Source organism: Nonomuraea coxensis DSM 45129, assembly GCF_019397265.1.
In the GTDB taxonomy this organism is placed as follows: domain Bacteria; phylum Actinomycetota; class Actinomycetes; order Streptosporangiales; family Streptosporangiaceae; genus Nonomuraea; species Nonomuraea coxensis.
This window is the reverse complement of the sequence record NZ_CP068985.1, coordinates 1,602,251-1,622,169: the sequence shown is the minus strand read 5'-3', so window position 1 is coordinate 1,622,169 and position 19,919 is coordinate 1,602,251. Positions and strand designations below refer to the sequence as shown.

General features: G+C 70.7%; 19 protein-coding genes. 11 read left to right on the top strand and 8 right to left on the bottom strand.

Going from position 1 to position 19,919, the window contains the following annotated elements; translation table 11 throughout:
• The first annotated feature begins 8 nt into the window (after positions 1-8).
• Entirely contained in the window at positions 9-1,742 is a 1,734-nt protein-coding gene (gene treS / locus Nocox_RS07920; protein WP_051112744.1) for a maltose alpha-D-glucosyltransferase, read from the top strand.
• Here the strand turns inward: treS and Nocox_RS07915 are convergent.
• From Nocox_RS07915 to Nocox_RS07905, 3 genes are read right to left on the bottom strand one after another with little or no spacing between them, the layout of a single operon-like run.
• Positions 1,729-3,996, bottom strand: a complete 2,268-nt coding sequence (locus tag Nocox_RS07915) for an ABC transporter permease (RefSeq protein WP_020546712.1) — start codon at positions 3,994-3,996, stop codon at positions 1,729-1,731. The two genes, treS and Nocox_RS07915, sit on opposite strands and share 14 nt — an antisense overlap.
• A complete protein-coding gene (locus Nocox_RS07910; protein WP_020546713.1) occupies positions 3,993-4,721 on the bottom strand; it encodes an ABC transporter ATP-binding protein in 729 nt (242 codons plus the stop codon). The genes Nocox_RS07915 and Nocox_RS07910 overlap by 4 nt, the downstream gene beginning before the upstream one ends.
• Complete coding sequence (locus tag Nocox_RS07905; protein ID WP_020546714.1) at positions 4,718-5,224, bottom strand: PadR family transcriptional regulator; 507 nt, start codon at positions 5,222-5,224, stop codon at positions 4,718-4,720. The genes Nocox_RS07910 and Nocox_RS07905 overlap by 4 nt, the downstream gene beginning before the upstream one ends.
• A 141-nt stretch (positions 5,225-5,365) precedes the next feature.
• On the opposite strand from Nocox_RS07905, the gene Nocox_RS07900 reads away from it, so the two are divergent.
• The 7 genes from Nocox_RS07900 to Nocox_RS07870 all read left to right on the top strand — a co-directional run bounded on the left by Nocox_RS07900 (position 5,366) and on the right by Nocox_RS07870 (position 11,771).
• Positions 5,366-6,616, top strand: coding sequence for an ABC transporter substrate-binding protein (locus Nocox_RS07900; RefSeq protein ID WP_026215071.1), 1,251 nt, complete (start codon positions 5,366-5,368; stop codon positions 6,614-6,616).
• An 8-nt stretch (positions 6,617-6,624) separates the two neighbouring features.
• A complete protein-coding gene (locus Nocox_RS07895) occupies positions 6,625-7,959 on the top strand; it encodes an ABC transporter substrate-binding protein (protein ID WP_020546716.1) in 1,335 nt (444 codons plus the stop codon).
• A gap of 12 nt (positions 7,960-7,971) precedes the next feature.
• On the top strand, positions 7,972-9,348 hold the full coding sequence (locus tag Nocox_RS07890; RefSeq protein WP_020546717.1) for an ABC transporter permease subunit: 1,377 nt from the start codon (positions 7,972-7,974) through the stop codon (positions 9,346-9,348).
• A complete protein-coding gene (locus Nocox_RS07885; RefSeq protein WP_020546718.1) occupies positions 9,345-10,262 on the top strand; it encodes a carbohydrate ABC transporter permease in 918 nt (305 codons plus the stop codon). The genes Nocox_RS07890 and Nocox_RS07885 overlap by 4 nt, the downstream gene beginning before the upstream one ends.
• 107 nt (positions 10,263-10,369) lie before the next feature.
• Positions 10,370-11,047: a uracil-DNA glycosylase gene (locus Nocox_RS07880; RefSeq protein WP_026215072.1), complete on the top strand. Its 678-nt coding sequence runs from the start codon at positions 10,370-10,372 to the stop codon at positions 11,045-11,047.
• A 10-nt stretch (positions 11,048-11,057) separates the two neighbouring features.
• Positions 11,058-11,387 (top strand): hypothetical protein, encoded by a 330-nt coding sequence (locus Nocox_RS07875; protein ID WP_020546720.1) that lies wholly within the window; start codon positions 11,058-11,060, stop codon positions 11,385-11,387.
• Between the two features lie 93 nt (positions 11,388-11,480).
• Entirely contained in the window at positions 11,481-11,771 is a 291-nt protein-coding gene (locus tag Nocox_RS07870; RefSeq protein ID WP_020546721.1) for an MTH1187 family thiamine-binding protein, read from the top strand.
• A 3-nt stretch (positions 11,772-11,774) separates the two neighbouring features.
• On the opposite strand, the gene Nocox_RS07865 is transcribed toward Nocox_RS07870, so the two are convergent.
• Entirely contained in the window at positions 11,775-12,302 is a 528-nt protein-coding gene (locus Nocox_RS07865) for a CGNR zinc finger domain-containing protein (protein WP_020546722.1), read from the bottom strand.
• Positions 12,303-12,327: 25 nt separating this feature from the next.
• On the opposite strand from Nocox_RS07865, the gene Nocox_RS07860 reads away from it, so the two are divergent.
• Together Nocox_RS07860 and Nocox_RS07855 are read left to right on the top strand one after the other, a co-directional pair.
• Positions 12,328-13,857, top strand: a complete 1,530-nt coding sequence (locus Nocox_RS07860; protein ID WP_020546723.1) for an MFS transporter — start codon at positions 12,328-12,330, stop codon at positions 13,855-13,857.
• A 26-nt stretch (positions 13,858-13,883) separates the two neighbouring features.
• Entirely contained in the window at positions 13,884-15,482 is a 1,599-nt protein-coding gene (locus Nocox_RS07855) for an FAD-dependent monooxygenase (RefSeq protein WP_026215073.1), read from the top strand.
• Between the two features lie 28 nt (positions 15,483-15,510).
• Here the strand turns inward: Nocox_RS07855 and Nocox_RS07850 are convergent, their stop codons facing one another.
• The 3 genes from Nocox_RS07850 to Nocox_RS07840 form a co-directional block, all read right to left on the bottom strand.
• Positions 15,511-16,185 (bottom strand): CGNR zinc finger domain-containing protein, encoded by a 675-nt coding sequence (locus Nocox_RS07850; protein WP_020546725.1) that lies wholly within the window; start codon positions 16,183-16,185, stop codon positions 15,511-15,513.
• A 418-nt stretch (positions 16,186-16,603) separates the two neighbouring features.
• Positions 16,604-17,194: a hypothetical protein gene (locus Nocox_RS07845; RefSeq protein WP_020546726.1), complete on the bottom strand. Its 591-nt coding sequence runs from the start codon at positions 17,192-17,194 to the stop codon at positions 16,604-16,606.
• Between the two features lie 679 nt (positions 17,195-17,873).
• Complete coding sequence (locus Nocox_RS07840) at positions 17,874-18,458, bottom strand: TetR/AcrR family transcriptional regulator (RefSeq protein ID WP_020546727.1); 585 nt, start codon at positions 18,456-18,458, stop codon at positions 17,874-17,876.
• A 98-nt stretch (positions 18,459-18,556) separates the two neighbouring features.
• On the opposite strand from Nocox_RS07840, the gene Nocox_RS07835 reads away from it, so the two are divergent.
• On the top strand, positions 18,557-19,450 hold the full coding sequence (locus Nocox_RS07835; RefSeq protein ID WP_026215074.1) for an NmrA/HSCARG family protein: 894 nt from the start codon (positions 18,557-18,559) through the stop codon (positions 19,448-19,450).
• A gap of 14 nt (positions 19,451-19,464) precedes the next feature.
• Here the strand turns inward: Nocox_RS07835 and Nocox_RS07830 are convergent, their stop codons facing one another.
• Positions 19,465-19,803 (bottom strand): hypothetical protein, encoded by a 339-nt coding sequence (locus Nocox_RS07830; protein ID WP_020546729.1) that lies wholly within the window; start codon positions 19,801-19,803, stop codon positions 19,465-19,467.
• Positions 19,804-19,919 lie beyond the last annotated feature (116 nt).

Sequence of the window (19,919 nt, the reverse complement as noted above, 5' to 3'; positions counted from 1 at the left end):
AGCGACATATGATCAACGCATCCCCAACGCCGGAGCCGATCTCCGAGGCATTCGTCTCGGAGGATCCAGCCTGGTACAAGCGGGCGGTGTTCTACGAGGTCCTCGTCCGGGGGTTCAAGGACTCCAACGGCGACGGCACCGGCGACCTTCGCGGGCTCATCGAGAAGCTCGGCTATCTCGAATGGCTCGGCGTCGACTGTCTGTGGCTGCTGCCGCTGTACGAGTCGCCGCTGCGTGACGGCGGCTATGACATCTCCGACTACATGAAGATCCTTCCTGACTTCGGGGATCTCGGGGACTTCGTCCAGCTGATCGAGGCCGCCCACGAGCGCGGCCTGCGGATCATCACCGACCTCGTGATGAACCACACCAGCGACAAACATCCTTGGTTCCAGGCGTCGCGGCACGACCCCGAGGGGCCGTACGGCGACTTCTACGTGTGGTCGGACGACCCCACCGGCTATCCCGACGCGCCGATCATCTTCATCGGCGCCGAGGAGTCCAACTGGACCTACGACCCGGTGCGCAAGCAGTACTACTGGCACCGCTTCTTCCACCACCAGCCGGACCTCAACTACGACAACCCGGCGGTCCAGGAAGCGATGCTGGAGGTCCTGCGCTTCTGGCTCGACCTGGGCATCGACGGCTTCCGCCTGGACGCGGTCCCCTACCTGTTCGAGCGGGAGGGCACCGCCTGCTCCGGCCTGCCGGAGACCCACCAGTACCTCAAGCGCATCCGTTCCGAGGTCGACCGCCTCTACCCCGACCGGGTGCTGCTGGCCGAGGCCAACGGCTGGCCCGAGGACGTCGTCGAGTACTTCGGCGACCCCACCACCGGCGGCGACGAATGCCACATGGCCTTCCACTTCCCGCTGATGCCACGCATCTACATGGCGGTGAAGAAGGAGACCCGCGAGCCGATCTCCGAGATCATGTCGCGCACGCCCAAGCTGCCCGAGCACGCCCAGTGGGGCATCTTCCTCCGCAACCACGACGAGCTCACGCTCGAGACGGTGACCGAGGAAGAGCGCGACTACATGCACAGCGAGTACGCCAAGGACCCGCGCATGCGCGCCTACCTCGGCATCCGCCGCCGCCTGGCGCCGCTGCTCGACAACGACCGCGACCGCATCGAGCTGTTCACCGCCCTGCTGCTGTCGCTGCCCGGCTCGCCGATCATCTACTACGGCGACGAGATCGGCATGGGCGACAACATCTGGCTGGAGGACCGCGACGCGGTCCGCACGCCGATGCAGTGGAGCCCCGACCGCAACGCGGGCTTCTCCACGGCCGACCCCGGGCGGCTCTACCTGCCGGCCGTCATGGACCCGATCTACGGCTTCCAGGCGGTCAACGTGGAGGCCCAGCAGCGCCACGAGGGCTCCCTGCTGCAGTTCACCCGCAAGATGCTGCAGATCCGGCGCAAGCACCCGGTCTTCGGCACCGGCGCCTACACGGAAATGTGGTCGTCGAACCCGTCGGTGCTCACGTTCATCCGCGAGGAGCGCGATGACGTGATGCTGTGCGTCAACAACCTGTCGAAGTACCCGCAGCCGGTGGAGCTGGACCTGCGCAGGTTCGAGGGGATGACGCCGGTCGAGGCGCGCGGCGGCGTGCAGTTCCCGACGGTCGGCGAGCTCCCCTACCTGCTGACGCTGCCCGGCCACGGCTTCTACTGGTTCAGCCTCAAGCGCGGCGCGGCCGCCCGCAGGGAGTCCGCGCAGGTCGTCAGCGAGAGGTGACCGGCACCTGGGCACGGGCCGCGCGGCGCGCGGGGATGAGCGCCACCGCGAGGGCCGCGCCCACCGCCGTCAGCACGGCGATCGTCAACGTCAGGGCCGAGGGGGCGCGGCCGATGCCCGCCCCCACCCCGCTCGTGTCGCCCTGCAGATCGATGAGGCTCGTCACCACCGACATCCCCGCCGCGGCGCCCGCGCCGACCCCCAGCACCACCAGCAGGCCCGTGGCGGTCACGAGCGTCGCCATGACCTGGCGCGGCGTCAGCCCCATGGCCTTCAGCACGGCCAGGTCGAAGGCGTGGTCACGCAGGCCGATCGCGCTCGCGGTGAGCAGGTTGGCCAGCCCGATGAGGGCCAGCACCCCGATCAGCGCCACGATGATCACCCTGATGATCGACAGCCGGTCGGCCGGGTTGACCACCTCCTGCACCTCCAGGCCCTCGCCCGACTGGGCCAGCAGCCTGCCGCGCACCTCGGCGGTGTCCGCGTCCGGCTTGAGGGCCAGCGCGTAGAACTCGGGCGGCACCGAGTCCTTGGCCGACAGGCTGTCCAGCCCGACCGACAGCACCTCGCCGTCCTGGTCGGGCTCGACGTTGCGGCCGACGATCCTGACGATCAGCGGCGTCCCGCCCACGGTGAGGCGCACCCGGTCGCCGATCTCGAGCCCCAGCAGGTCCAGCAGGCCCTGCCCGGCGACGGCCTCGCCTGGACGGCCGTACATCCGCCCCTCGACCACGGGGAACGGGTACGGCCGGGACGACGCGCCGATCGCCCGCACCCGTACGGAACGGGCCTCGCCGGGCGCCAGGGCGTTGACCTCGGTGCCCGGATAGACCGCGGCCACCCCGGGGTCGCTCTCGGCCATGCGCTTGGCCTCGGCCGGCTCGACCTTGCCGGCGCGGACGTACAGGGAGGCGTGCTGGCCGACCTGCTCGGGATGGTCGGCGAAGTCGTCCAGCGTGGCCCACACGCCCAGCCCGATGGTGATCATCATCATCGGGACGGCCAGCCCGAACGCCGTCAGGAACGCCGGCGTCCGCCGGGTGAAGGCGTCACGGGTGCCGAGCACCAGCGCCGGCGGGAGGCGTACGAGGAGGGCCAGGCGCGCCAGCCGCGACAGCCGGCCCCGCGGCGGCCCGGAGGGCACGTCGGGGATCGGCGGCGTCCGGCCGCCGCGCCAGGCGGGCACGCCGACGGCGGCGAGCACGGCCAGCGCCGTGCCTCCCACGATGGCGAGCACCGGCGCGGGGGCGACGGAGGACGGGCCCAGCATCATCGCCATCAGGCCCCAGCCGGCCACCGCGCCGGCCACGACCCCGAGCAGGCCGAGCGCGCCGTGCTCCACGAGCAGCAGCAGCGCCACCTGGCCCCTGGTGAAGCCCAGGGACTTCAGCGTGGCCAGGTCGCGGAGCTGGGTGAGCACCCGGCCGCCGGCCGCGTTGGCCAGCGCCAGCGCGGCGGCCACCAGCCCGACCGCGCCGAACAGCGCGAGCAGCGTGCCCAGCAGCCGGTTGTCCAGCTCCATCGCGGCCCTGACCTCGCGCCAGGTGTAGACCCGCTGGAGCTTGTCCTCCAGCATCACCACGACGCGCTGCGAGACGACCTGCGTGGCGTCGGGGTCGGCCAGGCGGAGCCCGGTCACCCACTCGCTGCGGCCCAGCATGGGCTCGATCCGGTCGAGCATGAGGGGCAGCACGTACGCCAGGCCGGGCGTCCACTGCGGGTAGAAGCCCTGTTCGGCGGAGTCGGCGATGCCGCGCACGTAGAGGGTGTGCCGCCCGCCGCTCAGCGCGATGATCGTGAACGGCGCGCCCACCCGGAGCCGCAGCGACTCGGCGAAGGAGCGCTCGACCACGACCCCGTCCGGCTGGGCCGGGTCCAGCCAGCGGCCCTCGGCCACGACCGGACGCGCCACCCCTGGGGGCGTGGCGGGCATGGCGCGCAGCGCCGCGGGCTCCTTCTTGCCGTCCTGGGCCACGGTGACGGGCGCGGAGCGGTAGGGGCCGGCGATCCGTGTCACGCCGTCGATGCCGGTCAGCGAGACGTCGGGGCTGTCGTCGGTGTAGAGCCAGACGTGGGCGCCGTCGGTCCTGGCGAACAGGCTCCGCCAGGGGTTGGTGCCCTCCTCCAGGAGGGTCGCCGCGGTGATCAGCGCGGCCACGATCCCGGCCACGGCCAGCACGGTGAGCACCGCCTGGCCCTTCCTGGCCCGCAGGTCGGCCCTGATCCACCGGCTCCCCGCGAGTGCGGTGCTCATCTGAGGTCGATCACCTCGCCGGCCGTGCCGGTACGGCGGCGGGCGATGCGGCCGTCGTCGACGATCTCGCCGTCGAACAGGGAGACGACCCGGTCGGCCAGGCTGGCCACCCGGGCGTCGTGGGTGACCATGACGATGGTCTGGCCCTCCTTGTGCACGGTGCCGAGCAGGCGCAGCACGTCGCGGGTGTTGCGGCTGTCGAGGTTGCCGGTGGGCTCGTCGGCGAGCAGCAGGGCGGGCTGGTTGGCCAAGGCCCTGGCCAGGGCGACGCGCTGCTGCTCGCCGCCGGAGAGCTGGGCGGGGGCGGCGTCGGCGCGGTCGGCGAGGTTGAGCGCGGCGAGCAGGCTCTCGCGGCGCTCGCGGGCCACCTTGGGCGAGGCTCCGGCGAGCAGCGCGGGCAGCTCGACGTTGTCGCCGACGGTCATGTTGGCGACCAGGTTGAAGAACTGGAAGACGAAGCCGACGCGCTTGCGCCGCAGCAGCGCCCAGGCGCTCTCGGAGAGCGTGTCGACGCGCTTGCCGTCGAGCCAGATCTCGCCGCTCGTCCTGGTGTCGAGGCCGCCGAGGAGGTGCACGAGGGTGGACTTGCCGGACCCGGAGGGGCCCATGACGGCCACGAACTCGCCCGGCTCGACCTGGAGGTCCACGCCGCGCACGGCAGGGACGGGAAGGGCGCCGTCCTGGTAGATTTTGACCAGATTGACCGTTTTCACGACGGAGGTCATGCCAGATCCTCCTGGCACCGTTCGAGCCAGTCAAGATCCGCCTGCAGATGGAGCATGGCCCCCTCGATGAGCAGCAGGGCCACCCGATCGGTCGGGGGCGTACGGGACAGCAGGTCGTTGAGGTCGCTCATGAGCCCGAGATAGTGCCGCCGCTGGCGGCTGATCAGCGCCATCCGGTCGGCGATGCCGGTGAGCGGCGCGAGCACGAGCTTCATGAAGAACTCGTCACGCACGCGGGGGCCCTCGGTGGGCTCGTCCACCCAGATCTCGAGCAGGTCGCGCCCCTTGGCGGTCAGATAATAGACCTTCTTGTTGGGCCGGTTGGACTGCTCGACGTCGACGGCCCTGACCAGGCCGTCCTTCTCCAGCCTGCCCAGGGTGACGTATATCTGCCCGATGTTCGGGGAGGGGTAGGCACTGCCGAAGGTCTGCTCCAGCGCTTGTTTCAGCTCGTAGCCGTGCGCCGGCTCCTTCGCCAGAAGCGCCAGCAGGTGAAGCCGCACGCCTCACCTCCCCGGGCGTATGGGAACGCGTGTTACGAACGCGTTACGCGGTTATCCATTGACCTTCAGATTACAGGTGTGCATAACATGAATGCATCTACCTAACACGTATGTAACCCCGTTGACCACGGAGGAAACAGAGTGCTTCGTCCGCTTCCGCTCATGCTGGCCGTGCTCCTGGCGACGGCCGGCTGCGCGTCGGCGGGCGACAAGGGCGGCGGCGAGCCGGCGACGGGCGGTACCGGGCCCATCACCTTCGCCACCGGACGCGACACCACGGCGTACCTGCAACCCTTGCTGGACCGCTGGAACCAGGCCCACCCGGCCGAGAAGGTGACGCTGCTGGAGCTGCCCGAGGCCGCCGACGAGCAACGTGCTCAGATGGTGGCCAACCTCCAGGCCCAGAGCAGCCGCTACGACGTGCTCGGGCTCGACGTGGTGTGGACCGCCGAATTCGCGGAGAACGGCTGGATCATCCCCCTGGAGCGCGGGCTCTTCCCGCTCGACAGGTTCCTGCCGCCCGTCGTGGAGACGGCCGTCTACAAGAACAAGCTCTGGGCGGTCCCGTACACGAGCAACGCGGGGCTGCTCTACTACCGGACCGACCTGGTCAAGAAGCCGCCGAGGACATGGGCCGAGCTCCGCGACCAGGCACGCAAGATCACTGACAAGCACGACATCGATGGCTACGCCGGGCAGTTCCTCGCCTACGAGGGGCTGACCGTCAACTTCTCCGAGGCTCTGCAGTCGGCCGGCGGCCAGATACTCAACCGCGACGGGACGGGGGTCACCCTCGACCCCGCCAAGGCGGAGACCGCGCTCGGCTTCCTGCTCCAGGGACTGCGGGAGGGCTGGATCCCCAAGGAGTCGCTGAGCTACAAGGAGGAGGAGACCCGCCTCGCCTTCCAGGAGGGACGGCTGGCCTTCGCCCGCAACTGGCCGCACGCCTACGGCCCGGCCCGGGTCGAGCTGGGCGACAAGATCGCGGTCACCAGGCTGCCAGGTCTGGACGGGCCGGGGTCCAGCACGCTCGGCGGCGCCAACCTCGCCGTCAGCGCCTTCTCCCGGCACCAGCAGACCGCCCAGGAGTTCATCCGCTACTTCACCAGCCTGGAGAACGAGCGCCGCGTCCTGACCGAGGGATCCTTCCCGCCGGTGTGGACCGAGCTCTACGACGACCCCGACCTGATCAAGCGCTTCCCGTACCTGCCGGTGCTCAAGGAGAGCATCCTCGCCGCCAAGACACGTCCGGTGAGCGCCAACTACAACCAGCTGAGCTTGGTGATCGCGAGTTCGGTCGCCAAAGCCCTCGGCACCCCCACCCCTGAGTCCGCGGCCGACGCCGCGGTCTCGATGAAATCCGAACTCGACGAGATCATCAGAACCCAGTGAGGCAAACCATGCGCACAGCCAGAGCCGCAACGATCCTGGCCGGGCTCGCGATAGCCGTAGCCGCGTGCGGCAACGCGCCCTCCACGACGGAGGAGCCCGCCGCGTCGGGCTCCGCTCCCGCGAGCTCCGCCGCCGGCGGCGAGAAGTCCCTCCAGGGCGTCAAGCTCGAGGTCGCCGCCAAGTGGACCGGCGCCGAGCAGAAGAACTTCGAGCAGGTGCTGAAGGCGTTCACCGACAAGACCGGCGCCGAGGTCACCTACGCCTCCACCGGCGAGGACACCGGCGCCTACCTCGGCCCGCGCATCCAGGGCAACAACCCGCCCGACGTCGCCATCCTGCCGCAGCCGGGCCTGGTGCAGCAGTACGCCGACCAGAACGCGCTGAAGCCGCTGAGCGCCGACGTCATCAAGGAGATCGACACCAACTACACGCCGTACTGGAAGGAGCTCGGCTCCGCCGGCGGCCAGGTCTACGGCGTGCTCATCAAGGCCGCGCACAAGTCGCTGGTGTGGTACCGCGCCCCCGCCTTCGACGACGCCGGCGTGCAGCCCGCGACCACCTGGGACGAGCTGGTCAAGAACGCCCAGACGATCGCCGACTCCGGCACGGCCCCGTTCTCGCTCTGCGGCGCCTCCGGCTGGACCCTCACCGACCTCTTCGAGAACGTCTACCTGTCCTCGGCCGGCCCGGAGAACTACGACAAGCTCTCCAAGCACGAGATCCCGTGGACCGACCCGACCGTCAAGGTGGCCCTGGAGAAGATCGCGCAGATCGTCGACAAGCAGGAGTTCCTGGTCGACGGCACCTCGGGCACCATGCAGACGGACTTCCCGACCTGCGTGAGCAAGGTCTACAGCAACAAGAAGGCCGCGATGGTCATCGAGGCCGACTTCGTGGCCGTCGAGGCGGTCAACTCCGGCGCCAAGGTCGGCGAGGACGCCAAGTACTTCCCCTTCCCCAAGGCCGGTGACACCGCCCCGGTCGTGCTCGGCGGCGACGTCGCGGTGGCCATGAAGGACTCCCCCGGCGCCCAGGCGCTGCTGCAGTTCCTGGCCTCCAAGGAGGGTGGCGAGGTCTGGGCCAAGCTCCCCGGCTACCTGTCGCCCAACAAGAACGTCTCCCCCGACAACTACCCCGACGAGCTGACCCGCCAGCTCGGCCAGACCATCGTCTCGGCCGGCGACGCGGTCCGCTACGACATGTCCGACCTGGCCCCCAGCGCCTTCGGCGGCACCGACGGCAAGGGCGAGTGGAAGATCCTGCAGGACTTCGTTCGCAAGCCGAGCGACGTCAAGGGCGCCCAGGAGGCGCTCGAAGCAGAGGCCAAGAAGGCCTGGAAGTAAAGAGGTAAGGCCGTGACCGAACGGTTGGACGGCCCGAAGGTCCCGCCCGCGACGATCGCGGGCGGGGCCGCCACCGGACCGGCTGATACCCCCCGTACGAAACGACGCCTCGGCCCATCGCCGGCGGTCGCGATCGCCTTCCTCCTCCCGGCGGCGCTGCTGCTCGGGATCTGGGTGGTCTACCCGATCGTCTACTCGATCATCCGCAGCCTGTTCGACGCCAAGGGCTCGGGGTTCGTGGGGCTCGGCAACTACGCCACGATCTTCACCGACGGCGGGATGCTGACGACGATCCGCAACAACCTCATCTGGGTCGTCGTCGCGCCGATCATCGTCACCACGGTCGGCCTGATCTTCGCGGTGCTGACCGAGCGCATCAAGTGGGCGACGGCGTTCAAGCTGATCGTGTTCATGCCGATGGCGGTCTCGCTCATGGCCGCCGGCGTGATCTTCCGCCTCGTGTACGAGCAGAGCCCCGACAAGGGCCTCGCCAACGCCGTGCTGACGACGGTGCACGACACGTTCTCCTCCTCGCAGGGCTATCCCGAGGCCCGGCCGCGCGAGGGCGACCAGTCCCCGGTCGCCGACCAGGGCGGCGCCGTCGTCACCAAGCAGCCCGCCCAGGCGGGCCAGCCGGTGCTGATCCCCATCGTGGGCGTCAAGCCCGCGGTGATGCCGGCGAACGCGGCGCCGGCGAAGGCCCCGCAGCCGGGCAACGCGCTGTCCGGCGTCGTGTGGTTCGACTTCACGGCGGGCGGCGGCGGCACGAGCGGCCAGGTGGACGGCACCGAGAAGGGCTTGCCGGGCATGACCGTCGAGGCCGTGCGCGGCGACGAGGTGGCCGGCACCGCCACTACCGCCGAGGACGGCTCGTTCCGCTTCGAGGGCCTGCCGGCCGGCTCCTACACGGTGCGGCTGCCGAAGGCGAACTTCGAGGCGGCCTACGGCGGTCTGTCCTGGCTCGGCCCGACACTCATCACGCCGGCCATCATCGGCGCCTTCGTGTGGGTGTGGGCAGGTTTCGCGATGGTCCTGCTGGCGGCTGGTCTCGCGGCGATCCCGCGTGACGCGCTGGAGGCGGCCCGCATGGACGGCGCGTCGGAGTGGCAGGTGTTCCGCAAGATCACCGTGCCGCTGCTGTCGCCGGTGCTGCTCGTCGTCTTCGTGACGATGATCATCAATACGCTGAAGGTGTTCGACCTTGTGTTCATCATCGCGCCGGCCTCGGTCCAGCCACAGGCGAACGTGGTCGCGCTGGAGATGTGGCGCGTGTCGTTCGGCGGCGGCAACAACCAGGGGCTCGGCAGTGCGCTGGCCATCTTCCTGCTGGTTCTGGTCCTTCCCTTCATGATCATGAACATCCGCAGGTTCAGGAGGGAGAACACATGACCACCGCCACCGCGAGCGCGCCGTCCGGCGCCGGCGCCGCGCCCGGCCTGGGGGCCGGCGCGCCCCGCCGGGGCATCGCAGGCAAGATCGTCGATCGCCTGGGCAGCGGGGCGGTCCAGGTCGTCATGGTGCTCCTCGGCCTGTTCTGGCTGGTGCCGACGCTGGGCCTGATGGTGGTCTCGCTGCGGACCAACCAGGTCAACAGCGCCGAGGGCTGGTGGACGGTCTTCACCAAGCCGGCCGAGCTGACCATCACCAGCTACAAGAACCTGCTGAGCGGCGGCTTCTCCGCCTCCTTCTGGAACACCGTGCTCATCACGGTGCCGACCACGATCCTGGTGATCGGCATCGCGGCGATGGCGGCCTACGCCTTCGCCTGGATGGAGTTCCCCGGCAGGGACACCGCGTTCCTCGTCGTGGTGGGCCTGCTCATCGTGCCGATCCAGATCGCGCTGATCCCCATCGCCGTGCTCTACGGCAACGTCGGGATCTTCGGCTCGATCCCGGGCGTGGTGCTGTTCCACGTGGCGTTCGGCCTGCCGTTCGCGATCTTCCTGCTGCGGAACTTCTTCGTCGGCATCCCGGCCTCGCTCTTGGAGGCCGCGCGCATGGACGGCGCCTCGGAGTGGAAGATCTTCGCCTCCGTGGTGTTCCCGCTGGGCAAGCCGGCGATCGCCTCGCTGGGCATCTTCCAGTTCCTGTGGGTGTGGAACGACATGCTCATCGCGCTGGTCTTCGCCGACACGGGGAACCAGCCGATGACCAAGTATCTGCAGTCGCAGATGCGGCAGTTCGGATCGAACATGGACATTCTCTCGTCCGGTGCGTTCCTGTCGCTGATCATCCCGCTGGTCCTGTTCTTCGCGTTCCAGCGGTACTTCGTCCAGGGCATGATGTCCGGCTCCGTCAAGTGACCTTCACGGGCGCCCGCCACGGGGGCGGGCGCCCGTGATCATTCCGGTACGGGGTCAGCGGGCATTCGGCTCACAAGCCGCACCAGAGCTGGATAAGCTCAACGGCCATGGCCGGTCGTCCACTGAAAGAAGTCGTCGAAGCCGGATGGGCTGAGGCGCTAGAACCCGTCGCCGAGCAGATCGCCCTGATGGGCGAGTTCCTGCGCAAGGAGATCGCCGAAGGCAGGCAATACCTTCCCGCCGGGGGGCACGTGCTGCGCGCGTTCAGCCAGCCCTTCGACGAGGTCAAGGTGCTCATCGTCGGCCAGGACCCCTACCCGACGCCCGGCCACCCGGTCGGGCTGTCGTTCTCGGTGGCCCCCGACGTGCGGCCGCTGCCGGGCAGCCTGGTCAACATCTACAAGGAGATGGAGACCGACCTCGGCCTCCCCCGGCCCTCCAACGGCGATCTCACGCCGTGGGCCGACCAGGGCGTGCTGCTGCTCAACAGGGTCCTCACCGTCATGCCGGGCAAGCCCGCCTCGCACCGCGGCAAGGGCTGGGAGCAGGTCACCGAGCAGGCCATCCGGGCCCTGGTGGCGCGCGACAAGCCGTTGGTCGCCATCCTGTGGGGCCGCGACGCCCGCAACCTCGCCCCCATGCTCGGCGAGGTGCCCCGCGTCGAGTCCGCGCACCCCTCCCCGCTGTCGGCGCGCAGCGGCTTCTTCGGCTCCCGGCCGTTCAGCCGGGCCAATGAGCTGCTGGTCAGGCAAGGCGCGGCGCCCGTGGAGTGGAAGCTGCCCTAGAGTCGTCGCCATGACTGATGAAGAACCGAAGTACCTCCGCCTCACGGTCGAGCTGACCGTCGAGGTGCTCGACATGAACGCCCTGCAGGCGGCGGCGCTCGCCGAGATCCGCCACCCGGACGCCGACCTCACCGAGGAGGAGCGCACGGAGCAGGCCGAGCTGGTCAACGCCGACGACACCGGCGCCTCGGCCCTGCAGTGGCTGATCGAGCCGGACCACGTGCTGGCGCTGGTCGATCACATCGCCGAGATCGAGCCGCGGGAGGCCGTGCTCGGGGTGGAGCCCTCCGAAGGGCTCAGCGAGGAAGAGGACGAAGAGCACGACCACGACCACGGGTGATCGTGCCGGGGTGAGCGGTGGGCCACGACGTTCGACGGCGTCGTGGCTTTTCGCGTTTCCCGGCCTTTCTCCTGCTCAGCTAGGATCGGGCGGGTGATCGTCGCATTCTCCATCACCCCGCTGGGCGTCGGCGAGGGAGTCGCCGAGCCGGTGGCCCGCGCCGTCAAGGTGGTCCGCGACAGCGGCCTGCCCAACCGCACCGACGCCATGTTCACCACGATCGAGGGCGAGTGGGACGACGTCATGGCCGTGATCAAGCGGGCCGTGGACGCCGTCGCCGAGGTCGCGCCCCGGGTGAGCCTGGTGCTCAAGGCCGACCTGCGCGAAGGGGTGACCGACGGCATGACGGCCAAGATCGAGTCCCTGGAACGCCACCTGTCCTGACGCTCACGGACCTGGTGTCGCGCGGCTCGCCCGGTGGCGGCGCACCGCGTCGCGGTTGGCGCACCGCTGGGAGCAGTAGCGCTGCCGGCCCGTGCGCGAGGTGTCGGCGAAGATCGCCGTGCACTCGCCGACCGCGCACCGCCTGAGGCGGTGCACACCCCGGCCCACCAGGTGCAGCGCGGTGCCCACGGAGATGAGCGAGGACAGCACCGCGCCGAGCGACTGCCGGTCGTCGCGGTAGTGCAGGTGCCAGCCGCCCGCGTGGTCGGTCATGCGAGGGTAGGCGGCCGAGTCCGCCAGCATGCGGTTGACCAGCGCGGCGCGCTCGTGCTCGTCCCCGGCGTCGACGACCTTCTCCCAGGCGTCCAGCACCGCGTGCACGCGGACCAGGTCGTCCTGCGTGACCGGGCGCTCCAGCACCAGGCCGGCCTCGCGGCAGCGGTCGGCGAGCTCTTCCGGCGTGGCCGGGCGGCGGTTGACCAGGTCCGCGGCCAGGTTGACGGCATCCTCGCCGTAAGGGTTGAGATGCATAAGACCATTACAGCAGGCTGGCGGCATGCCACGCCACCACCTCCGGTCCTCACGTACGAGCGCCGTCCCCGCCTCCCATGGGGTCGCCGAGGCCGGGCGTGGGGCGTGGCGGGCCGGGCGGTACCGGTGGGCGGTGCTGGCCGCCGCCACCTTCACCCAGGCCGCCTCCGGCTTCTTCGTCCAGGGCATCGGGGCGATGGGCGTGCACCTGCAACGCGACCTCGACCTGAGCGCCGCCCAGCTCGGACTCCTCCTCTCGGCCGCGCAACTGGCCCCGCTGGCGGGCCTGCTGGTCGCCGGGGAACTCCTGGACCGCTACGACGAGCGCTGGGTCGTCGGGGCGGGCGCCTGCGTGGTGGCCGTGAGCCTCGCGGCGGGAAGCCACGCGCCCGGGTACGCGGCCCTGCTGCTCGTCCTCCTGGTCGTCGGCGCCGGGTACAGCACCGTCCAGCCCGGGGGCAGCAAGTCGGTGGCGTCCTGGTTCGACACCTCTAGGCGGGGGCTGGCCATGGGCATCCGCCAGGCGGGGCTGCCACTGGGAGGCGTGCTGGCCGCGGCCGTCCTGCCCGCGCTCGCCGCCTCCGCCGGGTGGCGCGCGACGCTGACGGCGGGCGCGGCGGTCGCGTTCCTGGGGGCGATCACCTTCACCGCCTTCTGCCGACGCCCGCCCCTCCCCCGCACCACCAAGGCCCCCAGTACAGCCGCTACCAGCACTGGCGCGGAGGCTGGCGGGCGGCTGCGGTTGCTGCGGGAACCGGCCATGGTGAGGATCCTGGTGTCCGGGACGAGCCTGGTCGCGGTGCACAGCGGCATCGGCGCCCTGGCCGTGCTGCACCTTCACGAGACGGCGGCCCTCGCGCCGGGCGCGGCGGCCCTCGTCCTCGTGGCGGTGCAGGCGGCGGGCGCGGCCGGCCGCGTCTGCCTGGCCGCCTGGAGCGACCGCAACCGATCCGGCGAATCCGGCCGACCCAGCCGGTCCAGCCGGTCCAGCCGGTCCGGTCGGTCCAGTCGGTCCGGTCGGTCCGGTCGGTCCGGTCGGTCCGGTCGGTCCGGTCGGTCCGGTCGGTCCGGTCGGTCGGGTCGGCCGGGTCGGCCGGGTCGGTCGGGTCGGCCGGGTCGGTCGGGTCAGTCCAGTTGGTCCGGCCGCTACTTCTCCGTGCTGGTCTGTCTGGTCGCGGTGGTCGTGGGTCTGGTCGCGCTTGCCACTCCCGTGGGGCGCTCCCCGACGGCGGCTTCCCTCCTGTTCGTCTGGCTCGGGTTCTTCGGCATCGGCTGGTACGGCCCCTGGGTCGCCCATCTGGCCGAGTCGGCGCCTCCGGGCAGGACCGGGTTCGCGCTCGGCGCGGCGATGGCCGTCAACCAGATCGCCGTCATCCTCACCCCGCCCGCCCTCGGCCTGCTCAAGGACGTCTCCCACGGGTTCGCGCCGGTGTGGGGCCTGCTCGCCGTCCTGGCCGCGACCGCCGTGGCTCTCACGGCGACGCCACTTTCGCGATATGTCTTGACCAGCTCCACAAACGCGACATATCGTGTCGCTCGGCCACGAACGCGATAGTACTCGTTCACGGAGGTGGGCAAGCAATGGAAGAGGAGCGAGTGCCGGTCCTTGTGGTCGGCGGGGGATACGCAGGGCTGAGCGCGGCGATGCTCCTGGCCTGGCGCGAGGTGCCGGTCCTGCTGGTCGAACGGCACCCGGGCACGTCCGTCCAGCCCAAGGCGTTCGGCGTCGGCCCGCGCGCCGTGGAGCTGCTGCGACCCGTGCCGGGCGTGGAGGAGGCCCTCTCCGACATCTGGACCGGCATCGGCGACACCATGCGCATCGCCATCGCCAGGAGCCTGGCCGACCCCGACCCGCACCTCATCATGACCGGCGGGGACGAGGACATGAGCTTCCTCCGCGAGGTCACCCCGGTCGCCCAGATCGGCGCGCCCCAGGCCGAGATCGAGCGCGTGCTCCGGCACGCCGCCGAGGAGCTGGGCGCCGACCTGCGCTTCTCCACCGAGCTCATCTCCCTCGACCAGGACGACGACGGCGTCACCGCCCGCATCCGCACCGGCGGCGGCGAGGAACGGCTCGTCCGCGCCGACTACGTGGTGGCCGCCGACGGCTACCGCAGCCCCCTGCGCCACGCCCTCGGCGTGCCCACCTCGGGCAAGGGCGAGCTGGGGCAGACCTGCTCGATCATGTTCGACGCCGACCTCGGCCACCTCGTACGCGAGCGCGAGGTCACCCTCTGGTACCTCCAGAACGACGTCTTCACCGGCGCCATCGTGACCGGCACCGGCGTCGGCGCCCACGTGCTCGGCGTCAACCTGGCCGAGGACGAGACCCAGGCCGACTTCACCGACGAACGCTGCGTCGAGCTCGTCCGCCTCGCGACCGGCCGTCCGGGGCTCGACGTGCGGATCCTGGACCGTACGACGTTCGGGCTGGCCCACATCCTGGCCGACACCTACCGCGCCGGGCGGGTCTTCTTCGCCGGGGACGCCGCCCACACCATGCCGCCCACCGGCGGCCAGGGCGGCAGCACCGCCCTCCAGGACGGCGCCGACCTCGCCTGGCGGCTGTGGCTCGTCGTCACCGGCCAGGCCGGGCCGGCCTTCCTCGACACGTACGACGCCGAACGCCGCCCCATCGGCGCCCTGACCGCCGACGCGCACCTCGCCAACCTCGGCGTACGCATGCCGCCGGCGGCCCGCGTCGGCTACCCGGAGCCGCTCGCCGACCCGGTCGGCGCCCTGATCGGTCACCGCTACCACTCCACGGCGATCCTGGACGAACCCGGCGACGACGGCTCCGTCCTGGAAGACCCCCGGATCCCGAACGGCCGGCCCGGCAGCCGGGCGCCGCACGTGATCCTCGACTGGGAGGGCCAGCGCGTCTCCACCATCGACCTGTTCGGCTCGGGCTTCGTCCTGATGGCCGACAGGCAGGGCGGCCAGCCCTGGATGGACGCCGGCCGCATGGTCAAGGAACGGCTCGGGGTGCAGCTCACCCGCCTGCTGGTGGGCGAGGAACTGCGGGACGTGGAGGGGCGCTGGCGGGACCGGTACGGCGTCGACGGGGACGGCGCCGTCCTGGTCCGCCCGGACGGCTACGTCGCCTGGCGCACCCCGTCCATGGCGGACGATCCTCTGACCACACTGGAGCAGGTCCTGCGCGCCGTCCTCAGCCGCTGATGCCCGGCCACGAGGTCTCCGGTCGCGGCTATGTGGCCTGACCGGTCCGCCAGCGGGCCTGTTTGACGCGGTTGCCGCACAGTTGCATCGAGCACCAGCGGCCCGTACGGGATCGGGAGTGGTCGTAGAAGGCCCATCGGCAGCGGTCGTTGGCGCAGACCTTCAGGCGGGCCCAGGTCCCGTCGGCCAGCGCCGCCGCCGTGGCGCCGAGAACCCGGCCGATCACGGCGTCCATCCCCTGGTCGCCGGCGCGGCCGGCGAGGACGACGCCCTCGGGGGTGAACGTGACGGCGGCGCGTGACCGTCGGGCGGCGTCGGTGAGGGCCGTGGCGGTGGAGGCGGGGAGCGGCAGCCGATCGTGATTGGCGAGGAGGGCCTGGCGCAGGCTCTCGCGCAGGTCGATCGCCCGCGCGAGGGCCTCGGCGTCCGTCGCGCCCCTGATGCCGTGCTCACCCGCCCACCCGGCCCAGGAGGCGGGGTCGGCGAGACGGTCGGTCCCGGCTTCGACGTCACGGGTGTTCACGAACGCGCGGACGAACTCCAGCGCTCCCGGCGCCGGCGGGACCGGCGACGCGACCGGCGACGCGACCGGCGACGGGGCGGGCGACGCGACCGGCGACGGGGCGGGCGACGCGGCGGGCGACGCGGCGGGCGACGCGGCGGGCTTCGGCTCGACCGGCGGTGCCAGGTCTGAGTCAGGCATGTCGCCATCGTAACCCTTATTGCCGCGAAGGCGGTTATATGGATAACCGTCGAATCCATGACGAAGGTTATGTGCACCGCGACGCACTCCGCCCTCCAGCTCACCGGGGCCGGAGTCGGCGGGGCGCTGGTGGAGGCGCTCACCGCGCCGATCGCCGTCGTCGTGAACGCGCTCCGATCCTGCGCGCGCTCGCCGCCGAGGCGTCCGGCACATCGGGCGCGGCCGCACAAGCCACGGGCCCCGTCTCCACAGTCGTCGGGAAGGTCATTGCCAGCGCTGTCATCGGGGTTCAGGCGACGGCCGGAGTGTCGGCCCCGGCCGCCGTCGCCATCACCGCGGCGGCGGGTACGCCCGTTGTGTTCGCGGCCGAGGAGGCGGCGAAGCCGATCGCAGCAGCGTTCGGGTTCAAGCAGTCCGATCAGGGCCCCGCGCCGGCACCCGACCTGTTGATGGCGCTGCCCGTCCTGCCGACCACTCTGGCGGGGGAGCAGTCGCCTTCTCCGAGCACGCCCGCGCCGTCCGTGTTCACCGCCGAGACGGTCCCGCCCCCCACCAGTTCGCCGAAGCCCGAGCGCACCACCGCCACGGCGGTGGCGCATCCGCCGGCCACCGTGCGGGCTGCCTCGCCGACGACGGCCCCGGCCGCGTCGATCACCACGGCGCCCCCCACGGTGGCCGCCAGGACGCCCGCGCCCACGGCGACAGCCGTGCGGGCCGCCGGCCCTTCGCCCGTGGTGGAGCAGTCGACCCTGATCGCTGACGTGCCCCCCGTCGAGCGGACCAGGACGCCAGTAGTCCAGCCGTCGCCAACCACCACCGCGCCCACGTCCACCCCGACGACGATGCCCACGGTCCCGGTGCCGGACCCGACGCCGTCGCTCACACCGACTGAGCAGCCGACGACGTCGGAGCCGACGCCGACGAGCGACCCGACCGAGCAGCCGACCCCGCCGGCCCCGACGAAGGAGCCGGAGCCCTCGAAGGAGCCGACCCTCGCGCCGGAGCCCACGAAGACGGTGGGCCCGGAGCCTACGGCCGCGCCGTCCAGCCCGGTCCAGACCGAGCCCGGCGATAGCCAGCCCCAGCCTGGGAGCGCTCCCGTCGAGCAGCCCCCGGCAGTCCTCCCTGCGGGGGCGGGAGGATCTGTGTTGGCGATGCCGCTAAGGCCGGCGTCGGGCTGGTGGTACTAGCGGGCATCCCCTGAAGACGGCTTGCTCCTGCCCTGTTCACGGGTGCGCAGACCCCCGAACTGTCCAGGTTCGGGGCGGGAGTAGGCGATCCATGCGGCACGCGCCGCCGCATGCAGCTTGCCCCCGCCCTGAACAGGGGCTCGTGCGGTAGTCCCGTTCTCCCTCGCCGGAGGGCGGGGGCAAGCCTTCTACCGGTCGTCGCGGCCGTCGAGCGTCGGCACTTCGCTGTAGTCGACGCCGGCGAGCTTGGTGTCAGGTGACATCCGATCTGGCCATTGATCATGGGGTGGCCTCGCGTTGGCCAGTTCACCTGTCACGAACGGCGAGGCAGTTGTGCCGTCCAAAGTGGCCATTTCCCGGTCGCGGCGATCATCGTGTCCAACATCAGGAGCACTTCGGCTGCTGCCGACCTGCGCTTTTTGTCCCGTCTATCGATCATGAGGCATACCGATAGGTGGTGCGAACTTGCCTCACAGATATCGAGGGTCTTCAGGCAAGTCAGGTGCGCGCTCGGCGACTGCTCGGGGTGCGCAATCCGTTGAGCAGGATGTCGAGGAGCCGGTCGGCCTCCTCCGGCTTCGGGTCGGCCTCCGTGGCCAGGGCGATGGCATTGACGAGCTTGAGCAGTTGCCGCACAGTGACGTCGATACGGATCTCGCCCGCCTCCTGCGCCCGGGCCAGCAGGGCGGCGGCTGCGTCGGAGACGGCCTTTCGGCACCATGAATCCTCCGGACCTTCCATCGCCGCCATGAGCGAGGCGGCCAGTCCGTGGGCGGCGCTGCCCTGGGCGGCGATGTCCTTGAGCCAGGAGATCAGCGCGGCGGCGGGCTGAGGCGCTGATGTCAGTTCCTCGGCCCGGTGGCACAGGCGTTGGATGTGGCCGTGGAAGACGGCTTCGAGCAGTGCCTGGCGGGTGGGGAAGTGGCGGTAGAGCGTCGCGTTGCCGACCCCGGCGGCACGGGCGATGTCGTCGAGCGGCGCCTGGGGGCCGTGCTCGGCGAAGGCGTCGGTGGCCGCGGCCAGGAGGCGTTCGTAGTTGCGCAGGGCGTCGGCGCGCCGAGGGCGGGCCGGTGGTCGCGTCACGGTTCTCCTTGGTCGCTTTGCCAAAACGGGGATAGTCCCCGTATCGTACCTTGTCGTTAAACGGGGACTATCCCCGCTTTGTCGAGAGGAGCATGAAGATGGACAACACGATCGTGGTCACGGGCGCCAGCGGCACCCAGGGCGGCGCGACGGCGAGGGCTCTGCTGGCCGCCGGGTGGCGGGTGCGTGCCCTGGTACGCGACCCGCAGACCGTCGCCGCCCAAGAACTGGCCCGCGCGGGTGCGCAGCTCGTCCGCGGCGACATGGGGAACCGCGCCCAGCTCGAAACCGCATTCCAGGGCGCGTACGGCGTCTTCAGCGTGCAGCCCACCATGGGCTACCCGGGCACCCCCGCCGATTTCACCATCGAGGACGAGCTGTGTCTGGGCAGAAACGTCGCCGACGCCGCCGCCGAGGCCCGCGTGCGGCACTTCGTGTACGCCTCCGTCGGTTCGGCCGACGCCGGCCACGGAATTCGGCGGTGGGAGAGCAAGGCGGAACTGGAGACGTACGCCAAGCAGCTCGGCTTGCCACTAACGATCTTGCGGCCGGTCCGGTTCATGGAAAACCAGATCGACCCCCGCTTCGGCGCCCGCGATGGTGTCATTGCCGACGTCATCCGCCCCGACGTACCGGTGCAGCTCATCGCCGGCACCGACATCGGCGTCTTCGCGGCCTTGGCCTTCACCCACCGGGAGCAGTACCTGGGCCTGACTCTGGAGCTGGCCGGCGACGAGCGAACCATGCCGGAAATCGCCCACCTGATGAGCCGGACACTTGGCCGCCCGATCACCTACCGCGCCATCCCACGCGAAGCCCTGACCGACAAGGGGCACGACGCCGTGGCCGGTTACGAGTTCGCCAACCACATGGGCGGCTGGCACGCCGACATCCCGTCCCTGCGTGAGCGCCATCCACAGCTGATGGATTTCGCGACATGGCTGGAGCGTGAGGGAGCGACCAAGGACGCGGCCGCCCAGAAATCGGCTTGATCAGGCGAACTGAGTCAGCCAGGTGAAGTGCCCAGGCTCCACGCTTTGGCCAGATCGAGTGTCACCCTCCTGCATCGTTGGCCAAGTTCTGGCCACTTCGGTTGGCACGCGGCCAGATCCGGTGTCACCTGACACTTGGTCAGCATCTTGAAGTGGACCCACCTGTAGTCCACGCTGGGGTCGCCGCCGGTCACGTCGGATCCGAGGGGGATGGCGATCTTCGCCCACCACTCGTGTTGGTTGTTGGCGACGACGGGGGCGCGAGCGAGGAGGAACGCCTTACGGGTGCGGGCGAGGAGCACCATGGGCGGCATGCTGAGCGCGCGGGGCGCCTCGGCGGCGGGTTCCTCCATGGGGGTCGAGCCTACGCGGGGTGGCTGTGGCTCGTCCATCTGTTCGAGTCCGATAAGCGCCTGATGGGGCGTTAGTAGCCTCTGTCCGGTTCGTGTATCGCGATCTTCGCTAAATG

What these genes read in the sequence shown, in the direction of transcription:
- Nocox_RS07855 (WP_026215073.1), top strand. Translation starts at nt 13,884, where the DNA reads ATGGAAGAGGAGCGAGTGCCGGTCCTTGTGGTCGGCGGGGGATACGCA.
- Nocox_RS07875 (WP_020546720.1), top strand. Translation starts at nt 11,058, where the DNA reads ATGACTGATGAAGAACCGAAGTACCTCCGCCTCACGGTCGAGCTGACC.
- treS (WP_051112744.1), top strand. Translation starts at nt 9, where the DNA reads ATGATCAACGCATCCCCAACGCCGGAGCCGATCTCCGAGGCATTCGTC.
- Nocox_RS07830 (WP_020546729.1), bottom strand. Translation starts at nt 19,803, where the DNA reads ATGGAGGAACCCGCCGCCGAGGCGCCCCGCGCGCTCAGCATGCCGCCC.
- Nocox_RS07860 (WP_020546723.1), top strand. Translation starts at nt 12,328, where the DNA reads ATGCCACGCCACCACCTCCGGTCCTCACGTACGAGCGCCGTCCCCGCC.
- Nocox_RS07865 (WP_020546722.1), bottom strand. Translation starts at nt 12,302, where the DNA reads ATGCATCTCAACCCTTACGGCGAGGATGCCGTCAACCTGGCCGCGGAC.
- Nocox_RS07885 (WP_020546718.1), top strand. Translation starts at nt 9,345, where the DNA reads ATGACCACCGCCACCGCGAGCGCGCCGTCCGGCGCCGGCGCCGCGCCC.
- Nocox_RS07910 (WP_020546713.1), bottom strand. Translation starts at nt 4,721, where the DNA reads ATGACCTCCGTCGTGAAAACGGTCAATCTGGTCAAAATCTACCAGGAC.
- Nocox_RS07895 (WP_020546716.1), top strand. Translation starts at nt 6,625, where the DNA reads ATGCGCACAGCCAGAGCCGCAACGATCCTGGCCGGGCTCGCGATAGCC.
- Nocox_RS07915 (WP_020546712.1), bottom strand. Translation starts at nt 3,996, where the DNA reads ATGAGCACCGCACTCGCGGGGAGCCGGTGGATCAGGGCCGACCTGCGG.
- Nocox_RS07850 (WP_020546725.1), bottom strand. Translation starts at nt 16,185, where the DNA reads ATGCCTGACTCAGACCTGGCACCGCCGGTCGAGCCGAAGCCCGCCGCG.
- Nocox_RS07880 (WP_026215072.1), top strand. Translation starts at nt 10,370, where the DNA reads ATGGCCGGTCGTCCACTGAAAGAAGTCGTCGAAGCCGGATGGGCTGAG.
- Nocox_RS07835 (WP_026215074.1), top strand. Translation starts at nt 18,557, where the DNA reads ATGGACAACACGATCGTGGTCACGGGCGCCAGCGGCACCCAGGGCGGC.